Origin of the sequence: Sediminibacterium sp. (assembly GCF_051861365.1) — a bacterium.
Taxonomy (GTDB): Bacteria; Bacteroidota; Bacteroidia; order Chitinophagales; family Chitinophagaceae; genus Sediminibacterium.
Window position 1 is genome coordinate 1 of the sequence record NZ_JBHYCW010000006.1, and the last position, 22,116, is coordinate 22,116.

Genomic DNA, 22,116 nt, shown 5'->3' on the forward strand with positions numbered 1-22,116 from the left:
TCATTACCAAGTTGAGCGATAAAAGAAGATTCTAACTGTTCCCAGAAAGCTGGTTCTAACTGAGCAGTTTCAATCTGTTCTTCAGTTAGTCCATTTTTCCCTAAGTTTTGAACTACCACATTAAAATTAGCTGAACTGTCGGCTAATCTCAACGAATAAACAGAAGCTATATTCTGCATATTTCGAACATCTGGTTTTTCTGGGAAGGTGATGGAAACTTTCTCAGTTAACTTGACTTTTGTTTCCTGTGACATTGCAGCAATTGGCAACAAAACGAATAAAAAGTGAATAATATAAATCTGTCTCATAAATTATTTTAGGTTAATAATGATAGATTAAAATTGGGGGTTCTGTTTTTTCTTTTTTACTATTTCCTCTTAGTTGACGAAATATATTTACTGATATTTCAAGATAGTTACTTGCCACTCCAAGCGTCCATTATACCAGCTTTAATATCAGCATAACTGGTGAATAGATAAATTACCAAAATAATAAGGAATATTGTTTTCCAATGGGTTTTTACTAAGACTTTTAAGTCATTTAAGAATTGATTCATATCTGTGATTTTAAGGTTTACATTAAATTCATAGGGTTTGGTATCGGATGTATTCAAGAGCTCAGACGATGCTAACTCCAAAGCATCACTTATTGCTTTTACGGAATAAAGACTTGGCTTTACCTCATTGTTCTCAATTCGTTGAATCGTTCTAAGGGTTAAGCCTGTTTTTTCTGAAAGCTCTTTTTGGGAGATATTTAAACCCGTTCTAAGCTCTTTTAATCTTTCACCAAATTCCATTGTGCAAATATGATGTGAGTTAATGAATAAAGTATTGACAAATAGGCGTCATTTGTGCGACATTTGATATGTCCAAGGCAATATTACAACCAGGTTGCGAGAAAATAAGTTGAAAAAGTCGGTAATTGCAACACGACAGATGCAACTATAATTCGATGATTGAGTATGTTACTATAAGGAAATTGAGAATTTAATTTGTTTTCTAAAAGATAATGTAACATTTATTAGGTTAATTCGTTTAACGAGAAAATTATATAAGTAGAAGAAAAATAGAAACAGTATACACCATTTTTTATTTAATATTCGTTTTTATTAAAAATTAGAAAAGCTAATATGAAATCATTATTCATTACAATAGCCTTTTTAGGACTTCCGTTTCTAATGCAGGCACAATGCAACTGCCAAGAAGAATTTTCAAAAATTAAAAACTACTTAGAGTCAAACTATGCTGGCTTTAAGGACAAGGTAACAGCAAATAATATCAAGCAATACAAAGACTTAACAGCTCAAAAAGAGCAACTTGCTGCGCAAGCAAAAAATAAATCTCAATGTTATTTTATCATAAACCAGTGGATGAGTTATTTTAATGATAATCATTTGTATACGGTATTGAACGCAGAAGCAATTGAGAAAATCAACCCAAAAAAACTTCAATCTGATTTTCCAATTGAAAAATATTCAGTAAGCGATGCGCTAATTAAGAATTTAGAAAACGCAAAAGGCCTAGAGGGTATATACACCAAAAAAGGTGAAGGCTTTTCAATTGCGGTTCTTAAAAACAAAAATCCTTTTAGAGATTATGTTGCTATGGTTGTTAATTCAACAGATAGTAAATATGAAAATGGTACTGTATTAGCAGAACTTAAAGAAAAATCAGGAAAAGAATATTTTTTATTGTACAACTCCTCTAATAAGTTAGCCTTTGCTACTATAAAACCAAAGGATGGTGAGTTGATCAGTGGATTCTTTAAGAATGGCAGAGAAATCGTTAATAAAACAAATTATAATTTCGAATCCAAACTTCTGAACGAAAATACTTTATACTTTAATATACCAAGTTTTAGTTGGGAAGCGAAACCAATGGTTGATTCTTTATTTGCTGCGCAAAAAGAAAATCTATCTAAAACCTCAAGCCTAATTATTGATCTAAGAAATAATGGTGGTGGCAGTGATGATGTCTACAGTGTTATTTCTCCATATTTATACACACAACCAATAAAAGGTATAGGCGTTGACATCTGGGCTTCGAACGATAATATAAGAGGTTGGGAAGTGATGCTACAAGATCCTAATTTACCACTGGACAATAAAGCAGATTATCAAAAAATGGTGGATAAACTTAAACTGAAGATAAACCAAAATGTAAATATTGTTGAAGACTATATAGATTCAAGCTATACTATGCTGCTATTCCCTAAGAATGTGGTAATTCTTATTAACGATGGTTGCGCTAGTTCTACCGAACAATTTTTACTTGAAGCTAGTCAGAGTAAAAAGGTTACATTGATGGGACAAAATACATCGGGAACATTAGATTATTCTAATTTACGAGAATCTGATTTTTGTGAAATGCCCTATAGACTTTGGTCGCCAACTACTCGTAGCCGTAGAATAGATATACGAGAAGGTATTGATGGGATAGGCATTAAACCCAACATTTACCTTACTGAAAAACAAGATTGGATTGAAGAAGCATTAAATTTCCTGAATGTAAAATTGAAAAATAATAGGTAAGAGGTTGCATCTTTTCAGAAATAGTGCATTTTGAAAATGGGAAAGCTGCAACTCCAAAGTACACACCACCAATTGAGGTTATAATCAATGCCAGAGGGGTTTTGGAAGGGGCTAAAAACAAACAAGAGACCTATAAAGATCTCTTGTGCAGTGTGGCTCCCCTTAATGGACTTGAACAAATATGATCTAGATCAACAACTTACATGGGTTTTAAATAGGTAACATATTAACTTTTACGAATATCTTACCCTGCTATTAATTCATTTTGACGAGTCAGCGAAGGAATAAAATGTTTTTGGTGTAATAATTATGTGATCGAGTACATTAATATCCAAATACTTACATGCTTCTCTAATTTTATTTGTAAGCTCCTGATCAGTGTTTGATGGATTTAGATTACCCGAAGGGTGGTTATGCGATAAGATTATACTTGTTGCAGCAATTTTGAGTGCAACCGATAAAATAAGTCTGGGATCTGCTATGGTTCCAGTCAATCCCCCAACGGATGCTTCATATACCCCAATTACATTATGCGCCCGATTAAGATAAGCAACAACAAATCTTTCTTGTAATGATATGGTTTCTTGCGGGTAGAAATCTTTTAGCAATTGGTACGCGTCTTCTGAGCATGAAATCTTATTGCCAAGTGTCTTTTTGGGAATATAACTTACTTGAATTTCTGCTGCTGATTGAGTGAGTTCTTTCATAATTAATGTTTTGAAAAATCCCCCACCAAATGGCAGGGGACCTAATTAGATAATTCCGTTTTTGTGAACGGGTAATTGACTTAATAACTTTCGATCATCATCTGCTTTGATAATGAGCTTTCTTTTTTGACTTTCGAATTCTGGCTTTAGACTCTGCTGAAACTGAGGGAACATCTTGTAAAGGGTAAGTAACTCTTGCATGGATTTGCATTCGCTAATACGATCTTGCACATCACTTGAATTGATATCAGATCCTGATTGACACCATTCTAAGATGGACTTTCCTACATCAGCCGAAAGCTTCATTTCAGGTTTACCAAAGAATAATCCGGTCCTGTCTTTAGAGGCTATGGCATTGTTTTTCATATCTAGATCAAACACCAAGGTCATCTCGTAGTCAAGGCCTTCTCTTTGGACCGATTTCAGCCCAACTTTTTCTGGGGCTACTCGACCATTTTTCTCATTCAGAACGTAATCCTGTTTGGTGCGAACTGTTGAGATCACATGAAACGGTGTCTGAAGAATCTTCTGTACAAAAGCATTGTGTCTTGGAGTAACCTTGTTCCAGTTTGTAAAGGAGTTCCCTTGTAAGGAAGAATGATACTCAAGCAAGTTTTCCCACTCGTGGGTAACGGAATCAATAATTATCACCTCCATTTCTGCTTTCTGACACACATCTAACGCCTGAATGTATTTCTCAGGAGTAAAAGGACCGGTCAGATTTAGTACTTTGAATGCACCCAAGTGAGCGTACAATTCGGCTGAGTGATTCTCAGTATCAATGACTGCAACTTTACCAAAATCATTGCATAATCCAAAAGCTATCAGCAACGCTGAATATGTTTTACCTGAACCAGATGGTCCCTGTAATGACATTTTAATTTTTGCTCTTTTTCTTTCTGCTGTTTGTAATTGCATAAGTTTAAACTTTAAATGTTTAGAAATAAAAAGAGGACCGGTTGAAACCAGCCCCCTGTTATCCATCAACCACAACTGCCAAGACGCTACGAACTACTTGTAGCGATTGATGGTGTTGTGTGTCCTACACTTGGTCGTGTGGGTCCGAGCAGTGTTTTGTGATTGGGTGGATAATCTAGATAGAAGCAACTTCATGGACTCTTGTGTGTCCAATTGCATTTTCCACTTTGCTATCCTGAGAATATGCATATGAATGCTGCAGCTTCATTAGCTCTCCTGTTCTTGGGTTAACGAAGTCGTAAGGCTCAGTTATGACCTTTACAACCTCTCCAGGAAGCTTTTGACCAATCATTGCCTCTGCAACAATTGCATTGAAAGTGCTGGGAATTGAGCACTTACGTACAGTCGCGTAATAGCGACCAGTTGTGCTGCTTTGAATCAACTCAACGCCACCTGTGATTTCAAGGGCAATGAATGTGGAACCGTCTTTACGTGTTCTTTCTGCGTAACCTGTTACTGTTACCATCGTTTGTTTTTTAAATTGTGATGAAATGGATGTTTGGAATCTACCATTAGTCTTGAATAGATACAGTTGTGCACCACTGCAAATGTTTAGTGACCTTTGGAAGTAAGTTGTATGTAAAGGGAGCATGTTGGGTAGTACAAACACTACTGCTCCATAACTTTATTTGAGTCTGGGGTTAGATAGAGGATTTAGGAAAGTAGATGTGAGGGGGGATGCGGAGCTTCAAGAAAGAGGGGGGGTAGGTTATGGGGGAACCTATCAAAGACTCGAATATAAATATCCTGAAGATGATTAATATATATCGGCATTGTTGAAAATTGCGTAATAAAGTTTACTGCTCCTAAGACTTAGATTAAATTATAGCTATCTTATCCGTTATGCGTACTATTTTTTGCTAATATCTATTTACAAAATAAATTGTAGAGGTAGAATTACTCCTCATATAAACACACTTAAGCAATTTCATTTTTCATTAGTTAAATCAAATTTCATCCTCCTGATCACTTAACTGACTTAACTAGGTTAACTAAGGAACTAATTATCAAATTCAGTTAATCGAATTAAGTCAGTTAAGTAGTACAGAGGTTGACTTACGTTTAACTGGGAAGATTAAGTTTGTAATTTCCTTTCTCCGGTTTAATAATTATTCCGTTCTTTTCTAAGCGCTTTAATGCAGCATGAAGAGTGGGTCTGGTCATAATTCCAGTGTTAACTAGCCGAGCATATAAATCTGCTGTCTTTATAAGAATTAAAGGATCTCCATTTGTCAACTCACTGAAATGAGTCTGTAAAGTGATATCACTTCCAAATGTTTCATTGGCTGTTGATGAAGACGATAGGATATCCGATTCATAAACCTCCTCTTCAGCTACTATCATTTGATTTGAGTCAATCGAAAACTTAAGGACAAATTCTGAGTCATCTGGCCAATAACGGTAGGCAACATCTTTGAGGTATCGAATATTCTGTGTACTTCGATTAACACCAATCATAAAGTCCATCTCTTGACCAATGACACGTGATCCTGCCATAGTAGCAATTGTTATAGGTCGATCATCCATTTTCTGTGAATGGTGAATTAAAACTAGTGCTATGTTGTGCTTGTGTGCCATTTCCCTAAAACGTTTCATCAGGCTTGTAGAAACTGCCGAGTCTTCGATTGAATCTGTTGTTGTCCTTGTTACTGAGTCAATCATCACAAAGCCAGGTTTTACCCTTTCAATTTCGGCATCCAGCAATTCCCACTGTTCCTCTGTTGTTATATACCTGGCAAACGAATCATCAACCACATATACATTTTCACTCCAGGTCGGGTCCAAATTATACTTACTTGTAAATGCTTCCATTTGTCTAACGTTTCTGACAGTCCTACTTCTGTAGTACTCTTCCAAGCTGACTAGCAGCACTCTTCTGTTATCACAGTTGAGATCATCATTTAGAAAACGTGTAAGCCCAGCAGCAATGCTAAAAGCAAGATTTTCAACCAGCGTTGTTTTGCCGGATTTTGAAGGACCAAAGAAGCATCCAAGGCTTGGGCGTATAATCCCTCTGAAAATTCTAGGAGGCTCTGGTAATCCCTCAAGTTTTGCCGACATGCAGTCCAGTGTTAATGCAGGTCCTGTGCAATTATCTATTGTTTTTTCTATTGTCTCTTTCATTATGAACATGGTTTGCATTTATGAAATTCTTCAAATACTATTCTTTCCAGTGCCTCGAGGCCCTTTATTTTTACCCGGGTTACGTTTACAGTAAAAGGCGGATTTGCCTTGTGTATTGTCTTCGTAGATAATTCAAACCATCCCCAGTCGCAGTATTTTTGGTATGGATCATTATTATTCATTAAATACTTTTTCTCTCTCAACCAGGCAGCGAATTTTTTCTCGCCCCCTGGGAATTTTGTAATCTTTGCCGTTTGTTGTAATGAAAATGTGGTAGCGGATTTAGTTTTCATGATTTTTTAATTAACTGAAAAAATATTTGGGTGTATTTTGACTGTACCTGTTTTCAAAAAGCGATCTAGTATAATTAATACGCTTTCATCTTCAAGCGGAATAATTCTATTCGCTTCGCATCCTAAAGAGATAGGATCTCCGACTGCCAAAAGGGAATAATGGTCGATTTCCATGTCAGCATATTCAGTGCTGCAATCATAGATTGCGAAGTACCCATGTTCCTTGTAAAATTGTAGTAACTGATTTGCAGATTTAAATCTTAGTTTTTGCATGTTTTTGTTTTTATGATTTTAAATGATAGAAAATTCAAGAATTTTAGAATCTGAGATATCTATACAAATTTGTTTTCTTAATCACATTACCTATTTGGTAGTTGCAGTTGTTGCATTATCAAGATCTGATTTTCTGTAAAGCAGCCTGCTGCCAATCCTTTGCCCACGTATTCGCCCTTTCTTAGTATGGGTATGAAGAGTTCCAAGGCTGATATCTAAGTATTCTGCGGCCTGCTTTCTATTATACAGCGAGTCTTTTGTGGGTTCTGCTGATTTTTTATCAGACAGTACTTTCTGAATTGCTCGCTCAATGATCTCTTCTAGTTCTTTAGCTGACTCTATGTTGAATACAATCATGTTCTCGTTGTTTACGAGGACGAAAGTAGTATCGCAATTATTTATGGAGAAAGAAATTGGCGTTTCCGTTTTCCCAAAAAAATGGGAAAAGAAAGGTTATAAATTAGAAGGCTGTGAAGTATTATTCACTTATAGAATCTGAATTGTTGATTGGAATTGTAAGTGGGTTGAACTTAAAATCATGCTGAGTTCTTTCAAGCCTTTTTTTTGAAGCATGAACAACTCTCATTTGCTGCAGATCAAATGCTTTCTTTACTGCATCATATTTTGCAGCTTGCCCTTTTTTACCTACCAAAGAAAAATGAAAATTACAGAGGTTAGCAAATTGTCGTACGCTTGAAGCATAAGTGGTATCTACCCAGTTGTTCTTTTTAAGAGTGGACATGAGTTCAGCAAAATCAGTTGTAGAACCCAACCATTTTATTCTTGGATAGTAACCATCAATTATTTTATCCGCTTCAATAGAGCTTGGGAATGCTTTAGTACACAATTCGATAAAATGGTATTCTAGTTCATATAAATGATCAACATGCATTTTAATTGATTCTTCGACTAGACTTCTTTTACAATCAGAAACATCAATTTTACCAGTAGCAAGCATCAGGCTTTGAATCTCTACAGGTATATATTCTTGATGCCTCTGCAGATATGAATTAACAGTTTGCCGTTTGTCCGGAGGAAATATACTCAGTAGCTCACTGACTTTGCTTTTAAATGAAGCAAAAGATTTCTCTTCATCAAAAACAAATGATGGGTCCATCAGCTGCGAAACAAAATTGCTTTTAAAATCATATTCCTTATTTCCCATCCCTTCCAAAACATCTAATCTTTCTTTGACAGACTGTCGAGCCAGGGAATGTATTTTTACATTTGATTCCTTTTTTGATTCAAGCAAGGCAATTATACTTTGGGATAATTCAATTTTCTGTTCCTCAAGACTTTTTATCTTCCCAGCTGCGTTGGATGATTTTGGCATGATCAATAGATTTGACTTTAATGTATCGAAGAAATGCTTTTTCTGTTTTATGACCTGATATTGCCATTATAGATAAAGAAGGCGTTCCTGCAAGATACTCGTTTGAACAAAACGATCTTCGTGCGGTGTGAGTTGAAATTAGCTCATTTTTTTTGAACGTTTGCCGAGCTTTTTTTCCTCCTTTAGTTATAGACAACTCCACTTCCTCATTAAGCGATGGTATCATGGCAGCAATTTCTTTTAATTCCCTGTTGGTAACTTGATTTACTTTTGCTTTTGGCAAAATCCCATTATACTTATCGATTATTTTTTTCACCGTCGGATGGATTGGAACGGTTACTGGTTCACCGGTTTTAGCCTGTCTTATCATAATAAATGAATCTTTTATTTCACTCGGTTGGATATTTTTAAAATCCCCAAACCTGAGTCCAGTTTTACAACCCAAGACAAACAGATCACGTGTTTTATCGAGCTTCTTATGCTTGGATAGGTCAAGCTGATAGATCTCTTCAATCTCTTTTTCCGTAAGGTATATTGCGTCCGTCTGTTCCTTTATTACAATAAATCGCTTGTTCTTAAACTTCATACTTGTGGTAATCCCGAGTTCAAGAGCTTCATTCAATACTAACTTGATGATTTGAATATGCTTGCCTAAAGAGTTGTTACTATAGTTCTTTTCCTTAATAAGCCATTCATTGAATTCGTTGTAGAAATTGAGGTCAAAGTCGGTGAACTTCAGTGCAATATTTTTTTCCTTCTCATACAGCAGTACATTATTATATATAGTAGAATAAGTTTTGATGGTATTGATGTGGATTGCATGACCTGTTCTGTGATTAGTTCTTATACCAGTCTTAGAGTCATCAATCATTTTTTTAAAGAATTTGATAAACTCGCCTCGTTCACCTGCTTTCATTACAAGTGGTCGCAGTTTGCTAGAAATTGCCTCCTGTAGTTTTTTTGGATCAGGAGGGTTTAATCCACTTTCCAGTTCCATTCTTCTAAATGTTGTTCGAATAAAATTATCAATGGTGTTTATGCGCTCATTAAACTCTGGATGTTGGGGGAAAGAACGATTCTCAATTGCTCGTTGACGTCTCGAACTCCAATGTGCCGGCTTAATGAATTCATTGATATAAACCTTGACCTTGTTTCCATTATAACAGATGCGGCAAAAAATTGGTCTTGGTCCTTTTGAGCTGGTGCTTTTGAGGTAATAGCTAATTTTCATGGTTTGCAGATTTAATGAATTAATGAAAGAGATTTGTTTTTGTAACCCAAGGGTACATTGAGGGGTACACCAGGGGGTACACTTTCCCTGTTTTTATCTGCATTTATTTGAATTTCTTTACAATTAATCATGTCGTAGGGTAGACATAAATAACTGTAAATAAGCACAATTAGCTGTAAATCAACAACTTATACACAGTTCGCCAGCAACCATCAGCGTTTCTTCACCAACAGGGACACATCAATGGTTTACGGTAGCATCAGGAGGAACAGCCATTGCAACCGGAAATAGTTATACCACGGGAGCATTGTTTGCGAACACAACATATTATGTACAAACAACCGTCAATGGTTGTACCAGTACAAGAACAGCAGTAACCGTTACAGTCAACAGTATTCCAACCGCACCTTCAGCATCCGGTGTGAGCATTTGTGCGGGAACTACAGCATCGCTTACTGCGTCCGGATCTTCGGGTAGTTATCAATGGTATGATGCTGCGGCAGGAGGTAATTTTTTGGTATCCACAGCAACATATCCAACACCTACTTTAAATACCAATACAACTTATTATGTCCAGGCCATGAATGGAAGCTGCGCAGGACCGAGAACAGCGGTGACTGTTACAGTGAATAGTATTCCTGCAAACCCCACCATTGTGGGTGCATCTATTTGTAGTGGTAACAGTGCTACACTTACAGCAACAGCACCGGGTGGAACCTATGAATGGTGGACAGCTTCATCTGGGGGAACAAGTTTAGGTACAGGTATCGCTTATAATACAGGTACGTTAAGTACAACTACCACTTATTATGTGGAAACCACTGTAAACGGTTGTAAGAGTGCGGGGAGAACTGCGGTGACGGTAACGGTGAATCCCACACCAGCTGCGCCTGTTGTAAACGGTGCTAGTATTTGTGGAGAAGAATCAGCTTCACTATCTGTAAGTTCTACAGGGGAAACATACAGATGGTATAATGCAGCAAGTGGAGGAGATCTTTTAACAACTGGGTCATTTTATACTACTCCACAATTAAATGCAACCACCAGTTATTATATATCTGCAACTTCTGCTGCAGGATGTACAGGTTCAAGGACAACAGCTACTGTAAATGTGACTCCTAAACAAAATCCTGCTTTTGTATATTCAGCAGGTACCTATTGTACTTCCGGAGGAATTAATCCCTCACCATTTATTCCAGGAGGGAATACAGGAACATTTACTGCATCGCCTACGGGTTTGGTATTCAGTAATCCTTCTTTAGGAGAAATTAATGTTGCTGCCAGTACTCCTGGTGTTTACACTATTACTTTTACTACTGGAGGAAGTTGTGTTTATTCAAGTAGTTCAGATATTCGAATTATTACTGGTGCAGCAGATGCAACTTTTATATATAATTCTCCATTTTGTGTGCAGCAATCGAATCCATTACCGGTATTTTCCGGTTTAGCTAGTGCAGGTAATTTCACAGCTTCATCTACTAATCTGAAATTTAAAAATGAAAATACCGGTGAAATCGATTTAGCAACAAGTTTACCCGGCAGTTATAAAATTACAAATACAATTTCTCCATCTGGAGGATGTGCAGGTAGTATTAAAGACTTCGATATTGTTATTAATCAAAATACCACCGCAGATGCAGGTACTAACTTAGTAACCTGCGATGCACAACCAATTACATTAAATGGTTTAGTAGGAGGCTCGGCAACCAATGGCTCTTGGTCCATCGTTAGTGGAACAGGTACATTTGGAAATGCGAGTCAACTATCAACCACTTTTACACCAACCAGTGGACAATCCTCAGTTACCTTACAATTAACTTCTAATAATCCCGTATCACCATGTACAGTTGCCACTGATATTATGGTGGTGAATATTAATCCTGCACCTGTAGCACCAACAGTGAATACGGTAACTATTTGTTCAGGAAATACGGCTACATTAATTGCTTCTGCGCCTGGTGGTACCTATAACTGGTACGCAGCACCATCAGGAGGAAGTTCATTAAAAACGGATCCTATTTATACCACCAGTGTATTAACATCCTCTACAACATTTTATGTAGCTGCTACTTCCGCCGATAATTGTACTGGTCCAAGAGCGCCAGTTATAGTAACAGTAAACCCACTTCCATCTATTAATAGCTCACCTACAGGAACTGTCTGTTCAGGTGTTGCACAGAATTATAGTTTTAGTTCTACGATCTCCGGTAGCAGTTTTGTATGGAGTAGGGCAGCCATCGCCAACATTACTAATCCTGTCGTATCCGGTCAAACAGGAACAACATCTATTACTGAAACATTAAATAGTATCGTTACAAGTCCGGTTGATGTAGTATACCAAATCGTACCAACAGCCAATGGTTGTACAGGTCCCGCATTCAATTACACCGTCACCGTAAAACCCATACCCGCCACACCAACTGCAACCACTACCGGACCGGTGTGTGAGGGAGGAGTGATTCAATTATCTTCTCCATTTTTATCAACAGCATCTTATAGTTGGACAGGTCCAGGATTCGCTTCTACATTACGCGAGCCACAGATTGCGAATGCAACAACTGCCAACGGAGGTACTTACACCGTACGCATAACAGTAGATGGTTGTGTTAGTGCTGGAGGAACAGTTTCGCAAACCATCAAAACAAAACCGGCTGCACCGGTTGTTTCCAATTCATCACCAGTTTGTATTGGAGAAACTTTCTCATTAAATACGCCGATCGTTATTGGTGCCAGCTATACATGGACAGGTCCGAATGGATTTACTTCTACTGAACAACAACCATCTATACCCAGTGCACAATCCGTGAATGCAGGAAATTATGCATTGTCCATTTCGGTGGATGGCTGTGTTAGTAATCCCTCTACCACGAATGTAATTGTGAATTTACCACCCGCTCAAGTAGATGTAACGAGTACCGGACCGGTATGTATCACGGAAGAGTTGAGATTGATTGCTCAAGAATTGCAAGCGGCAAGTTACACATGGTCAGGTCCGAATGGATTTGTTGCCAATAGCAGAATCGTTACCATTGCCAGCATGAATGAAGCAACTGCCGGCGCTTATCAAGTCATTGCATCAGTAGCCGGTTGTGCCAGTGTAGCAAATAGTGTAGATGCATCATTAAAGCCTACGCCCGCAGCACCTACCATCAATCCCATTTCATCGGTTTGCGAAAATGAAACACTGATTTTATCGGCTGCATCTGTTACAGGTGCTTCTTATAATTGGACGGGTCCGGGTGGATTTATCAGCAATACACAAAGTCCTGCCATCACCAATGTGCCTGTATCAGCATCGGGAAATTATTCGGTGAATATTGTTGTGAATGGATGTAGAAGTGCGAATAATACTGTAGCCATAACAGTTAATCCAACTCCACCCGCACCACAAGTGAGTAACAATGGAGCTGTTTGTGAGGGTAATACTTTGCAATTGAATGCAGTTACCATTAGCGGTGCTACCTATTCATGGACGGGACCTTCGGGATTTACTTCGTCCAATCAAAATCCTGTGATCAACAATGCCCTGCAAACAAATGCAGGTACTTATACGGCTGCAGTTACCGTAAATGGATGTAGAGGACCGGGTAGTACTACTACCGCCATTGTAAATCCATTACCGGGTCCGGTCAATATTGCAAGTAGTGGACCGGCTTGTGAAGGAAGATCGCTTCGCTTAACGGCAGATAGTGTAACTGCAGGCTCTTATAGTTGGACTGGTCCCAACGGGTTTAGTTCAAATGCAAGATCTGTATTACTCTCATCCATGAATAATAACAATACGGGAGAGTATCGTGTAGCGGTGAGTGTTGCAGGTTGTACGGGTGTGAACAACAGTATTACTACGATATTGAAACCAACACCTACAGCACCGGTGATTACAGTGCCCACACCAATTTGTCAAAATAGTCGGTTGAACTTAGGAGCCAGTATTGTTTCCGGTGCAAGTTATCAATGGACGGGTCCGAATGGATTTGACAGTAAACTATCATCACCGGTGATCGATTCTGTAAGATTGAATCAGTCGGGTATTTATTCAGTGAATATTACGGTGGATGGATGTGTGAGTAATGACAGATCCGTAAATGTTACGGTAATTCCGGAACCAACAAAGCCACAGATCAATTCGAATAGTCCACTTTGTTTGAATGATCCATTACAATTGACAGCCACAGCGGGAGGCAATGCAAGTTTCCGATGGTTCAGTACCAATGGATTTAGTTCTACGCAACAAAACCCACAAATCGCATCAGTGAATTATAGAGATTCCGGTCAATATGCGGCTTTTGTTCTTGTCAATGGATGTGTGAGTGATACGGCTTTTACCAAGATTGAAATTGATCAGCCTGCTGTAGTGAATGCGGGTAATGATCAGGTAGTATGTGCCAATAATGCGGTAGTACAACTCAATGGATCTGTTTCCGGAGGTAGCAATACCGGTATTTGGACAAGTAATGGTACCGGTAGATTTGGTACACGTACTTCTAGTTTAACGAATAGTTATATACCGAGTTCACAGGATACAGCCAATGGTACTGTTACGCTGGTATTGTCTTCAACGAATAATAAATCTTGTCGCGTTGTCAATTCTTCTTTGTCGGTTCGTATTACAGATGCACCGTTTGTAGATATTGGTAATAATCCAACCATCTGTGCGAATGATTCTTTACTGGCAGTGAATGCACAGTTTAGAAATGCAAGTGGTATTCAGTGGACATCCAATGGAACCGGAACTTTTGACAATAGGAATGCGCTTAATACCCATTATGTTCTGTCAAGCAGAGATCAATCATCAGGAAGTTTTAGGATCTATGCTACTACTACGGGTAATGGTTCTTGTGTAGCGGTAATGGATGAGATCATTGTGAATCTGGCACCGGTTCCGCAGGTAGATGTAGGAAAGGATCTGTATATTTTTGAGAATACGCCTTATACATTCAATCCGCAAATAACTGGGAATGTACAATCCTATCTATGGACACCTGCTACTTTTTTAAACAATGCATCACTGCGTAATCCTGTTTTTAGAGGAAATGCGGATCAGAATTTAACACTAAGGGTAGTGAGTACCAATGGGTGTGTTGCTACTGATGAAGTATTTGTTACGGTATTGAAACCATTCCCAATTCCCAATGTGTTTTCACCCAATGGAGATGGTGTTCATGATACTTGGGTGATTCCTGAACTGGATAAATATCCGAATGCGGTGGTGAGTGTGTTTGACAGATATGGTAGAAGGGTATTTTTTACAGAAGGGTATAAGCGACCTTGGGATGGAACATTTGAAGGGAAACCTGTTGCAATAGCTACTTACTATTATATCATCGAACCGAGATTGATACCAGGAATATTTTCGGGGTCTGTTACTATTTTGAAATAAGTTGAATAGAAGAATAATTGTATAGCTATGTTTTAGCAGACGCCTTGCGTGAAAAATTCGCTTCTTTTAAAAAGATAAATTATTGGGATGGGAGCGAAATACGGTCGTATTCAGATGGAAATGAGCAGTTGATTATGCACATAAAGAGTTGAATGTGAGTAAATCGTATAAAAAAGAAGCATAAAAATTTGGCTGGTTTTTTATTTCACCTATTTTTGCACTCCCAAAACGGAATACAGCAATGTATTTTCAGTTCTAAGGAAGGAGATTCCGTAGCTCAGTTGGTAGAGCAATACACTTTTAATGTATGGGTCCTGGGTTCGAGTCCCAGCGGGATCACAGTAAAAAGGTTACGAACAATCGTAGCCTTTTTTATTTGTGCAACCTCATGCAGGTATTGTCTTGCAAAATTTCGACAAGTGCTAGGATTATAGATGCTTGAACCATTATTTTCTTCTTAAGTCGTTGTATTTTTCACCATTATAACGATGAATAATGCAAATGGCTTCTTCCATTTATTATTTACGACTATCTATCTTGTATTTTTGTTACTTAATGATTTGAATTATGTCGCAATTCCTCAACAAAGTGGTAGTAGTTACCGGTGGCTCCGATGGAATCGGTAAAGCATTGGTAGAAGCTTTTTTGGTCTTGGGTGCTAAAGTGGCTACTTGCGGAAGAAACTATGATAAGCTTTATCAACTGCAGTCTGCTCACCCGGGTGCTCCTTTATTGATTCACACTGCGGATGTGAGTAAGGAACAGGATTGCAGACAATTTATCGATGTTACGATCAAATCATTTGGCACCATTGATATCTTGATCAATAACGCAGGCATTTCCATGCGCTCCATTTTTGAAGAAGTGGAATTGGATACTTTACGTAAAGTCATGGACATCAATTTCTGGGGTACTGTGTATTGTACCAAATTCGCTTTACCGCATATTTTGAAAAACAAAGGAACCATTGTAGCTATTTCATCCATTGCCGGTTATCGCGGATTGCCGGGAAGAAGTGGTTACTCCGCTTCCAAATTTGCAGTCAACGGCTGGATGGAAGCACTCAGAACCGAATTACTCGAGAGTGGAACCAATGTACTATTGATTTGTCCGGGATTCACCACTTCCAATATTCGAAATGTTGCGTTGAACAAAGTCGGACAATCGCACGGCGAATCACCTATGGATGAGGGTAAAATGATGAGTTCGGAAGAATGCGCCACACATATCATTGCAGCCATCGAAAAAAGAAAAAGAAGCCTTGTACTCACTTTCACCGGTAAGAGAACTGTTTTCATGAATCGCTTTTTCCCTTCGCTGACTGATAAGCTGGTTCGTAAGTTTTTCTTCAAAAATGGACAACTGGTGAAATAACCGACGTATCCTGACGTTACTATTGCGGCATGCCCATACTAACGTTGACAACTGATATAGGCCAGCGAGACTTTCTCGTGGGTGCTATCAAAGGACAGTTCCTGCAACTGGATCCTTCTGTCAATATTTGTGATATCACACACTACCTGCCCCAAACCAATTTCCCGCAGGCGGCTTATATCTGTGCGAATGCATTTCAACATTTCCCCTCGGGTACTTTTCATCTGATCATTGCTAATTTATTTGAATCACCCCTGAAATATGTGTTGATGGCCAAACACCGCCAGCAATACATCATCTGCTCCGATAATGGTTTATTGACCATGATTACAGGTGAAAAACCCAAAGAGATCATCGCCATACCCTTGGGTGCTGCTAAAAATTTATTACAGATCACAAGTGCTATTGCCGTAGCTATCAACACTTTCTCTAAAACCGCACAGCTCAATAGCATCGGTCAGCCCATAGACACGATTGATGAAAAATACCCGCTCAGACCAACCGTAGGTCCAGATTGGATAGAAGGACAGATACTGTTCATCGATCAGTTTGAAAATGTGGTGATCAATATCACAGAGGCTGAGTTCAATGAACATCGTAAGGGAAGGAACTTTAAGATCGTTTTTAAAAGAAATGAGGTCATCGAAACGATCAGTGCCAACTATACGGCCGTTCCGGAAACCGAAAAATTGGCATGGTTCAATTCCGCCGGTTATCTCGAAATAGCCCTCAGGAATGGAAATATGGCCGGACTTTTCGGCTTACAGGGTTTCAATGAGCAACTCCAAAAGACACCCTCCATCGATACCAGCTGGTTTTACCAGACCATCCGGGTATTCTTTGAGGGATAAGATACTGGGTTCTTTCACTTTTCACCTTTCACTTCTCACTTTTCACTACTTTCCAGTATTTTCGCATCCGCAATGACATCGTCATTGGATCATTAAATCAATCAAAATCTTATGGCATACGACGTAATCGTTATTGGAAGTGGTCCGGGTGGATATCCTGCTGCTATCCGTGCTTCTCAGCTGGGTTTTAAAGTAGCAATCATTGAAAAAGAAAGTCTGGGTGGTATCTGTCTGAACTGGGGCTGTATTCCTACCAAAGCATTGTTAAAAAGTGCACAAGTATATGAATACCTGAAACATGCTTCTAACTATGGCATCAATGCAACCGGTACCCATGATTTCGGTGGTGTTATCAAACGTAGTCGTGGTGTTGCGGATAAAATGAGTAAAGGTGTTCAGTTCCTGATGAAAAAGAATAAGATCGATGTCATCATGGGCTATGGTAAAGTGCAGTCAAAAGGAAAAGTGGAAGTAACTGCAGCAGATGGCAGCAAACAAATTGTAGAAGCGAAATATATCGTGATCGCCACCGGTGGTCGCAGCCGTGAATTACCGAACCTGAAACAAGATGGTAAAAAAGTGATCGGTTATCGCGAAGCGATGGTATTACCTGAACAACCTAAGAGCATGATCGTTGTAGGAAGTGGTGCAATAGGTGTTGAATTTGCTTATGTATACAATAGCATGGGTACCAAAGTAACCATCGTTGAATTCATGCCTCGTATTGTTCCGGTAGAAGATGAAGATGTTTCTAAAGAATTAGAGAAGCAATACAAAAAGCAAGGTATTGAGATCATGACCAATGCTTCTGTTGAATCAGTAGATACTTCAGGTGCCGGTGTAAAAGCACAAGTGAAAAAACAAGATGGTTCTATTGTAACCCTTGAAGCTGATGTAGTATTGAGTGCAGTAGGTGTGGTAGCTAATATCGAAAATATTGGTCTGGAAGAAAACGGTATCAAAACTGAAAAAGGAAAGATCATCGTTGATAAATACCAGCAGACATCTTTAGCAGGGGTGTATGCAATTGGTGACTGTTCACCCGGACAAGCACTCGCTCACGTTGCTGCCAAAGAAGGTATCAATGCAGCAGAGCACATGGCTTATCTGGAGAAGAAGCATCATCATTTACCTGAGGCTATCGATTATAACAATATCCCGGGCTGTACCTATTGTATCCCTGAGATTTCCAGCGTTGGTTATACAGAGAAAGCTGCGAAAGAAGCAGGATACGAGATCAAAGTAGGTAAGTTCCCATTTGTAGCCAGTGGTAAAGCCAGTGCTGCAGGAGCCACCGAAGGTTTTGTAAAAGTGATTTATGATGCGAAATATGGTGAGTTCTTAGGTTGTCATATGATCGGTTACAATGTAACTGAAATGATCGCTGAAGCGGTAGTTGCACGTAAATTGGAAACCACTGCACACGAAATTCTGAATGCAGTGCATCCACACCCAACCATGAGCGAAGGCTTGAAAGAAGCAACAGCCGCGGCTTATGGGGAAGCGATTGATATTTAGTGAATTTTTTGATGTCTGATCGCAGATGTCAGATGTAATATAATTTTAGTGATGCCGGATATTTTTATCTGGCATCTTTTTTTTATTGTCGACTTAATAGTCTAGAGAGGCATATAAAACTCCTTAGCGCAAACTCAGCGTCCTCTGATTCTCTGCGGTAAAAAACGCTATATGAACCGCAGAGAACATGAGTAAAAGAGATATCGCAAGGAACCTTCTATCTGGTGGGCATTTTCAAAAAAAAGAATCACATCCTTTTTACCCTTCCCATTTCTTAAAAATTATAAACGACCCATTTTCATGTTGAATGGGAGGGGAATTGTTTGGGGAAACTTCATTTTTGTTTGGAATAAAAACTTTAACTTAAAGGGATTTTTCCAGATAAGATCTATTCCTCAATCATCATACTTTAAAATCACTATATGGCTAAGATTACACTAAAAGTCAATAAGAAAGAACATACGATTGATGCCGATCCCCAAATGCCGCTTTTATGGGCTATCCGCGATATCGTTGGATTAAAAGGAACCAAATATGGATGTGGCGTGGCACAATGTGGCGCCTGCACGGTTCATATGGAGGGGCAACCGGTTCGTTCTTGTTCCATTCCTGTGATCGGTGCTGCGAATAAGTCCATCACCACCATCGAAGGGTTATCAGATGATAACTCACATCCGGTTCAGGCTGCCTGGATAGAAGAACAGGTGCCGCAATGTGGTTATTGTCAGTCCGGACAGATCATGGCCGCCGTTGCGTTATTACAAAAGAAGACTTCACCCACGGATGCGGATATTGACGCAGCCATGCAAGGACATATTTGCAGATGCGGTACCTATCCAAGAATACGAGAAGCCATTAAAAAAGCTTCGAAGAAAATGACCGCAAAAGGATAGCATCTACATTATTCAACCACAACAATGACCGATCATGGAACCAAAAGATATATCAAGAAGAAAATTCATTAGAGCCACCGGTTTATCAGCCACTGCGCTTACACTAGGTTTTTATTTTTCCGGTGAATCCAAAGCATCTACCATTATCAAAGGAGAAGATGCAGAGAATTATGGCGTATCACTGAATTCATGGATACATATTGATACCAATGGTAAAGTCACCATCGTGAGTCACCGCGCTGAAATGGGACAAGGGGCTTATCAGGCCATCCCGCAAATGATTGCAGAGGAATTAGAAGTAAACCTCGATGAAGTCAATATCATTTTTGGTAAAGGCGATACTGTTAAATATGGTAATCAAATTACCGGTGGTAGCTCTACGGTACGAGGAACTTACAAGAACTTATCAAAGCTCAGTGCCAGCGCTCGTGAAATGCTGATTACTGCTGCTGCAAACAAATGGAGTGTTCCTGCTGCAGAATGTTATGCGGAAGCCGGACATGTGATTCATCGTCCATCAGGTAAAAAAATGCATTACGGTGAGTTGGTAGTAGATGCTTCAAAATTGGAAGCGCCTAAAAATGTGCAACTGAAAAAAATAGAGGATTATAAATTGGTTCGAAAGCCACTTGCTCGTCAGGATACTCCACTCAAAACCAATGGTACGGCTGTTTTTGGTATTGATAAAACATTGCCCGGTATGTTATATGCCATGGTAGAACGCAATCCACGTTTGAGAGGAAAAGTAAAATCCTATGATGATACTGCTGCCTTAAAAGTGCCAGGTGTGAAAAAGGTATTCAAGGTCACCATGAAAGTATTTGATACGGATCGTGAGGGAATAGCTGTTGTAGCAGAATCAACTTGGGCTGCGATGCAAGGACGAAAAGCATTAAAAGTAGTGTGGGATGATGCAGGTTTTGATTATGTGAATACGGAAGATATCTATAAAAAAATGAAAGCGGAGTTACAATCCAAAGAAGGATTGTCTGCCAAAAAACAAGGTGACCCCGATCCGATCCTGGCACAACAAAAAAACAAATTGGATGTGGTCTATGAAACACCCTATCAAGCCCATGCTTGTATGGAACCTTTGAATTGTATAGCGCATCATAAAGGAGACTCGATTGAGATTTGGGGACCTATTCAGGCACCTGATTGGGTGCAAGGGGATATCAGTCAAAAAATGGGCGTGAAAAAAGAAAATGTGATTGTGAATATGACTTTCCTGGGAGGTGGCTTTGGTCGCAAAGCATTTTTAGATTATACGCATGAAGCCTGTTTGATTTCCAAAGAAGCAGGAGCACCGGTACAAGTTATTTGGACAAGAGAAGATGATATGACACAAGGACCTTTCCGTCCGGGTGTGAGTTACAGAGCGGAAGGTGCTGTGAATAATGGAGAGATCAGTGCGATCAAGTTCAGATTGTGCGGACAGAATATCGGACATTGGCTGGGTAGTAAAAAAGATGTACCGAATGATAGTGTGTTGGAAGGTTTTCAACCACATTATTTTGATAGTATCAAAAATATCAGCTTCTCAGATGTGCCATTTGAAACGCCGATTCCGATTATGTGGTGGCGTTCAGTATATGCATCTACCAATGGGTTTGCTTATGAGAGTTTCATGGATGAACTCGCTATTGCTGCGGGTAAAGATCCATTGGCATTCAGAAAGCAATACCTCAAGAGTGATCGTTGTCAAAAACTATTGGATAAAGTAGCAGAAGTGTCAGGGTGGAAAAACAGAAAACCCAAACAAGGTTATGGTATAGCGATCACAGAATGTTTCAGTAGTACGGTGGCGCAAGTGGTGAAAGTGTCTAAAGATGCAACAGGTAAAATCAAAATCGATAAAGTATGGGCGGTGATCGATTGCGGATGGTATGTAAATCCGGATACCGTTCGTGCGCAAGTGGAAGGTTCTATTGTGATGGCATTGGGTGCGGCCACCAATCATGAAATTCATTTCAAAGATGGACTGACGGTAGAGAAAAATTTCAATATCTATCGCATGCCAAAGATCAATGAGATTCCACCTATTGAAGTATTTATCATGGATAACAATGAAGATGCAGGTGGAGTAGGAGAACCCGGATTGCCACCATTCACGCCGGCATTGACCAATGCCATTTATGATTTAACAGGAAAACGAATCAGAAAATTACCCTTTGATCTCGCAAAGGTTTGATCGGATTTATTTTGATAATTTGCAGGTATGAAAAAGAAGATATCGATTGTAATAGTTGTATGTTCCATGGTCATCATTAGTAGTAGTTTTATACAAAGTGAGACACAAAAAAGTATTACCAGAGGAAAAGAAGTATATGGATTGTATTGTCAGAATTGTCATATGGAAGATGGAGTCGGTATGCCGGAAGTAAATCCGCCATTGGCAAAAGCAGATTACATGAAAAGACCTTCCAAAGATTTAATCAATGTAATCCTAAAAGGCTCTACCGGTAGTTTAACGGTGAATGGTAAAAAATATGTTGGAGCTATGCCTGCACAAGAATACCTCAGTGATGAACAGATCGCAGATGTATTGAATTATGCAAAAAATAGTTGGGGTAATAAAATTCCGGGTGTTATTACACCTGCGTTGGTAAAAGCGCAGCGTAAGTAATGTAT

The 22,116-nt window shown here is 39.0% G+C and carries 19 protein-coding genes and 1 tRNA gene; 9 read left to right on the forward strand and 11 right to left on the reverse strand.

Annotated features, from left to right (window positions below; all coding sequences use genetic code 11):
* Window positions 1-308: hypothetical protein (locus tag ACTIEV_RS03965; RefSeq protein ID WP_439516144.1), on the reverse strand; the 308-nt coding region annotated here is incomplete at its 3' end.
* Between the two features lie 107 nt (window positions 309-415).
* Window positions 416-796 (reverse strand): helix-turn-helix domain-containing protein, encoded by a 381-nt coding sequence (locus tag ACTIEV_RS03970; protein ID WP_439516145.1) that lies wholly within the window; start codon window positions 794-796, stop codon window positions 416-418.
* A 333-nt stretch (window positions 797-1,129) separates the two neighbouring features.
* Here ACTIEV_RS03970 and ACTIEV_RS03975 point away from each other — a divergent pair, with 333 nt between their 5' ends.
* On the forward strand, window positions 1,130-2,530 hold the full coding sequence (locus ACTIEV_RS03975) for a S41 family peptidase (protein WP_439516146.1): 1,401 nt from the start codon (window positions 1,130-1,132) through the stop codon (window positions 2,528-2,530).
* A 260-nt stretch (window positions 2,531-2,790) separates the two neighbouring features.
* On the opposite strand, the gene ACTIEV_RS03980 is transcribed toward ACTIEV_RS03975, so the two are convergent.
* The 9 genes from ACTIEV_RS03980 to ACTIEV_RS04020 form a co-directional block, all read right to left on the reverse strand.
* Window positions 2,791-3,237 (reverse strand): JAB domain-containing protein, encoded by a 447-nt coding sequence (locus ACTIEV_RS03980; RefSeq protein ID WP_430895121.1) that lies wholly within the window; start codon window positions 3,235-3,237, stop codon window positions 2,791-2,793.
* A 45-nt stretch (window positions 3,238-3,282) separates the two neighbouring features.
* A complete protein-coding gene (locus ACTIEV_RS03985) occupies window positions 3,283-4,155 on the reverse strand; it encodes an AAA family ATPase (RefSeq protein WP_439516147.1) in 873 nt (290 codons plus the stop codon).
* Window positions 4,156-4,330: 175 nt separating this feature from the next.
* Window positions 4,331-4,681 carry a hypothetical protein gene (locus ACTIEV_RS03990; protein ID WP_178888512.1) on the reverse strand — a complete coding sequence of 117 codons (351 nt, stop codon included), beginning with the start codon at window positions 4,679-4,681 and terminating at the stop codon, window positions 4,331-4,333.
* 596 nt (window positions 4,682-5,277) lie between these two features.
* Window positions 5,278-6,339, reverse strand: coding sequence for an AAA family ATPase (locus tag ACTIEV_RS03995; RefSeq protein ID WP_439516148.1), 1,062 nt, complete (start codon window positions 6,337-6,339; stop codon window positions 5,278-5,280).
* On the reverse strand, window positions 6,339-6,632 hold the full coding sequence (locus ACTIEV_RS04000) for a phage antirepressor KilAC domain-containing protein (protein WP_178888514.1): 294 nt from the start codon (window positions 6,630-6,632) through the stop codon (window positions 6,339-6,341). Before ACTIEV_RS04000 ends, ACTIEV_RS03995 begins: the two co-directional genes overlap by 1 nt.
* 6 nt (window positions 6,633-6,638) lie before the next feature.
* Complete coding sequence (locus ACTIEV_RS04005) at window positions 6,639-6,905, reverse strand: hypothetical protein (RefSeq protein ID WP_178888515.1); 267 nt, start codon at window positions 6,903-6,905, stop codon at window positions 6,639-6,641.
* A 90-nt stretch (window positions 6,906-6,995) separates the two neighbouring features.
* Entirely contained in the window at window positions 6,996-7,262 is a 267-nt protein-coding gene (locus ACTIEV_RS04010) for a helix-turn-helix domain-containing protein (RefSeq protein ID WP_178888516.1), read from the reverse strand.
* 121 nt (window positions 7,263-7,383) lie between these two features.
* Window positions 7,384-8,238: a hypothetical protein gene (locus ACTIEV_RS04015; RefSeq protein ID WP_178888517.1), complete on the reverse strand. Its 855-nt coding sequence runs from the start codon at window positions 8,236-8,238 to the stop codon at window positions 7,384-7,386.
* Window positions 8,195-9,469 (reverse strand): site-specific integrase, encoded by a 1,275-nt coding sequence (locus ACTIEV_RS04020; protein WP_439516149.1) that lies wholly within the window; start codon window positions 9,467-9,469, stop codon window positions 8,195-8,197. The genes ACTIEV_RS04015 and ACTIEV_RS04020 overlap by 44 nt, the downstream gene beginning before the upstream one ends.
* A gap of 190 nt (window positions 9,470-9,659) precedes the next feature.
* Here ACTIEV_RS04020 and ACTIEV_RS04025 point away from each other — a divergent pair, with 190 nt between their 5' ends.
* The 8 genes from ACTIEV_RS04025 (at window position 9,660) to ACTIEV_RS04060 (ending at window position 22,111) form a co-directional block, all read left to right on the forward strand.
* Window positions 9,660-14,849, forward strand: coding sequence for a gliding motility-associated C-terminal domain-containing protein (locus ACTIEV_RS04025; RefSeq protein ID WP_439516216.1), 5,190 nt, complete (start codon window positions 9,660-9,662; stop codon window positions 14,847-14,849).
* Between the two features lie 266 nt (window positions 14,850-15,115).
* A tRNA-Lys gene (locus tag ACTIEV_RS04030) sits at window positions 15,116-15,188 on the forward strand.
* 228 nt (window positions 15,189-15,416) lie between these two features.
* Window positions 15,417-16,223 carry an SDR family oxidoreductase gene (locus tag ACTIEV_RS04035; RefSeq protein ID WP_439516150.1) on the forward strand — a complete coding sequence of 269 codons (807 nt, stop codon included), beginning with the start codon at window positions 15,417-15,419 and terminating at the stop codon, window positions 16,221-16,223.
* A gap of 29 nt (window positions 16,224-16,252) precedes the next feature.
* Window positions 16,253-17,074, forward strand: coding sequence for an SAM hydrolase/SAM-dependent halogenase family protein (locus ACTIEV_RS04040; RefSeq protein WP_178888450.1), 822 nt, complete (start codon window positions 16,253-16,255; stop codon window positions 17,072-17,074).
* A 111-nt stretch (window positions 17,075-17,185) separates the two neighbouring features.
* The gene (lpdA, locus tag ACTIEV_RS04045) at window positions 17,186-18,592 is read left to right on the forward strand and encodes a dihydrolipoyl dehydrogenase (protein WP_178888451.1); all 1,407 of its coding nucleotides are present in this window, start codon (window positions 17,186-17,188) and stop codon (window positions 18,590-18,592) included.
* Between the two features lie 422 nt (window positions 18,593-19,014).
* Window positions 19,015-19,485, forward strand: coding sequence for a (2Fe-2S)-binding protein (locus tag ACTIEV_RS04050; RefSeq protein ID WP_322196253.1), 471 nt, complete (start codon window positions 19,015-19,017; stop codon window positions 19,483-19,485).
* Window positions 19,486-19,519: 34 nt separating this feature from the next.
* Window positions 19,520-21,676: a molybdopterin cofactor-binding domain-containing protein gene (locus ACTIEV_RS04055; RefSeq protein ID WP_439516151.1), complete on the forward strand. Its 2,157-nt coding sequence runs from the start codon at window positions 19,520-19,522 to the stop codon at window positions 21,674-21,676.
* A 27-nt stretch (window positions 21,677-21,703) separates the two neighbouring features.
* Window positions 21,704-22,111 carry a c-type cytochrome gene (locus tag ACTIEV_RS04060; RefSeq protein ID WP_439516152.1) on the forward strand — a complete coding sequence of 136 codons (408 nt, stop codon included), beginning with the start codon at window positions 21,704-21,706 and terminating at the stop codon, window positions 22,109-22,111.
* Window positions 22,112-22,116 lie beyond the last annotated feature (5 nt).

Excerpts from the sequence above, each read along its gene's own strand:
- lpdA (WP_178888451.1), top strand. The coding sequence starts at position 17,186 with ATGGCATACGACGTAATCGTTATTGGAAGTGGTCCGGGTGGATATCCT.
- ACTIEV_RS04020 (WP_439516149.1), bottom strand. The coding sequence starts at position 9,469 with ATGAAAATTAGCTATTACCTCAAAAGCACCAGCTCAAAAGGACCAAGA.
- ACTIEV_RS04050 (WP_322196253.1), top strand. The coding sequence starts at position 19,015 with ATGGCTAAGATTACACTAAAAGTCAATAAGAAAGAACATACGATTGAT.
- ACTIEV_RS03990 (WP_178888512.1), bottom strand. The coding sequence starts at position 4,681 with ATGGTAACAGTAACAGGTTACGCAGAAAGAACACGTAAAGACGGTTCC.
- ACTIEV_RS04035 (WP_439516150.1), top strand. The coding sequence starts at position 15,417 with ATGTCGCAATTCCTCAACAAAGTGGTAGTAGTTACCGGTGGCTCCGAT.
- ACTIEV_RS04060 (WP_439516152.1), top strand. The coding sequence starts at position 21,704 with ATGAAAAAGAAGATATCGATTGTAATAGTTGTATGTTCCATGGTCATC.
- ACTIEV_RS04055 (WP_439516151.1), top strand. The coding sequence starts at position 19,520 with ATGGAACCAAAAGATATATCAAGAAGAAAATTCATTAGAGCCACCGGT.
- ACTIEV_RS03970 (WP_439516145.1), bottom strand. The coding sequence starts at position 796 with ATGGAATTTGGTGAAAGATTAAAAGAGCTTAGAACGGGTTTAAATATC.
- ACTIEV_RS04010 (WP_178888516.1), bottom strand. The coding sequence starts at position 7,262 with ATGATTGTATTCAACATAGAGTCAGCTAAAGAACTAGAAGAGATCATT.
- ACTIEV_RS03980 (WP_430895121.1), bottom strand. The coding sequence starts at position 3,237 with ATGAAAGAACTCACTCAATCAGCAGCAGAAATTCAAGTAAGTTATATT.
- ACTIEV_RS04000 (WP_178888514.1), bottom strand. The coding sequence starts at position 6,632 with ATGAAAACTAAATCCGCTACCACATTTTCATTACAACAAACGGCAAAG.
- ACTIEV_RS04005 (WP_178888515.1), bottom strand. The coding sequence starts at position 6,905 with ATGCAAAAACTAAGATTTAAATCTGCAAATCAGTTACTACAATTTTAC.
- ACTIEV_RS04015 (WP_178888517.1), bottom strand. The coding sequence starts at position 8,238 with ATGCCAAAATCATCCAACGCAGCTGGGAAGATAAAAAGTCTTGAGGAA.
- ACTIEV_RS03985 (WP_439516147.1), bottom strand. The coding sequence starts at position 4,155 with ATGCAATTACAAACAGCAGAAAGAAAAAGAGCAAAAATTAAAATGTCA.
- ACTIEV_RS03975 (WP_439516146.1), top strand. The coding sequence starts at position 1,130 with ATGAAATCATTATTCATTACAATAGCCTTTTTAGGACTTCCGTTTCTA.
- ACTIEV_RS03995 (WP_439516148.1), bottom strand. The coding sequence starts at position 6,339 with ATGAAAGAGACAATAGAAAAAACAATAGATAATTGCACAGGACCTGCA.
- ACTIEV_RS04040 (WP_178888450.1), top strand. The coding sequence starts at position 16,253 with ATGCCCATACTAACGTTGACAACTGATATAGGCCAGCGAGACTTTCTC.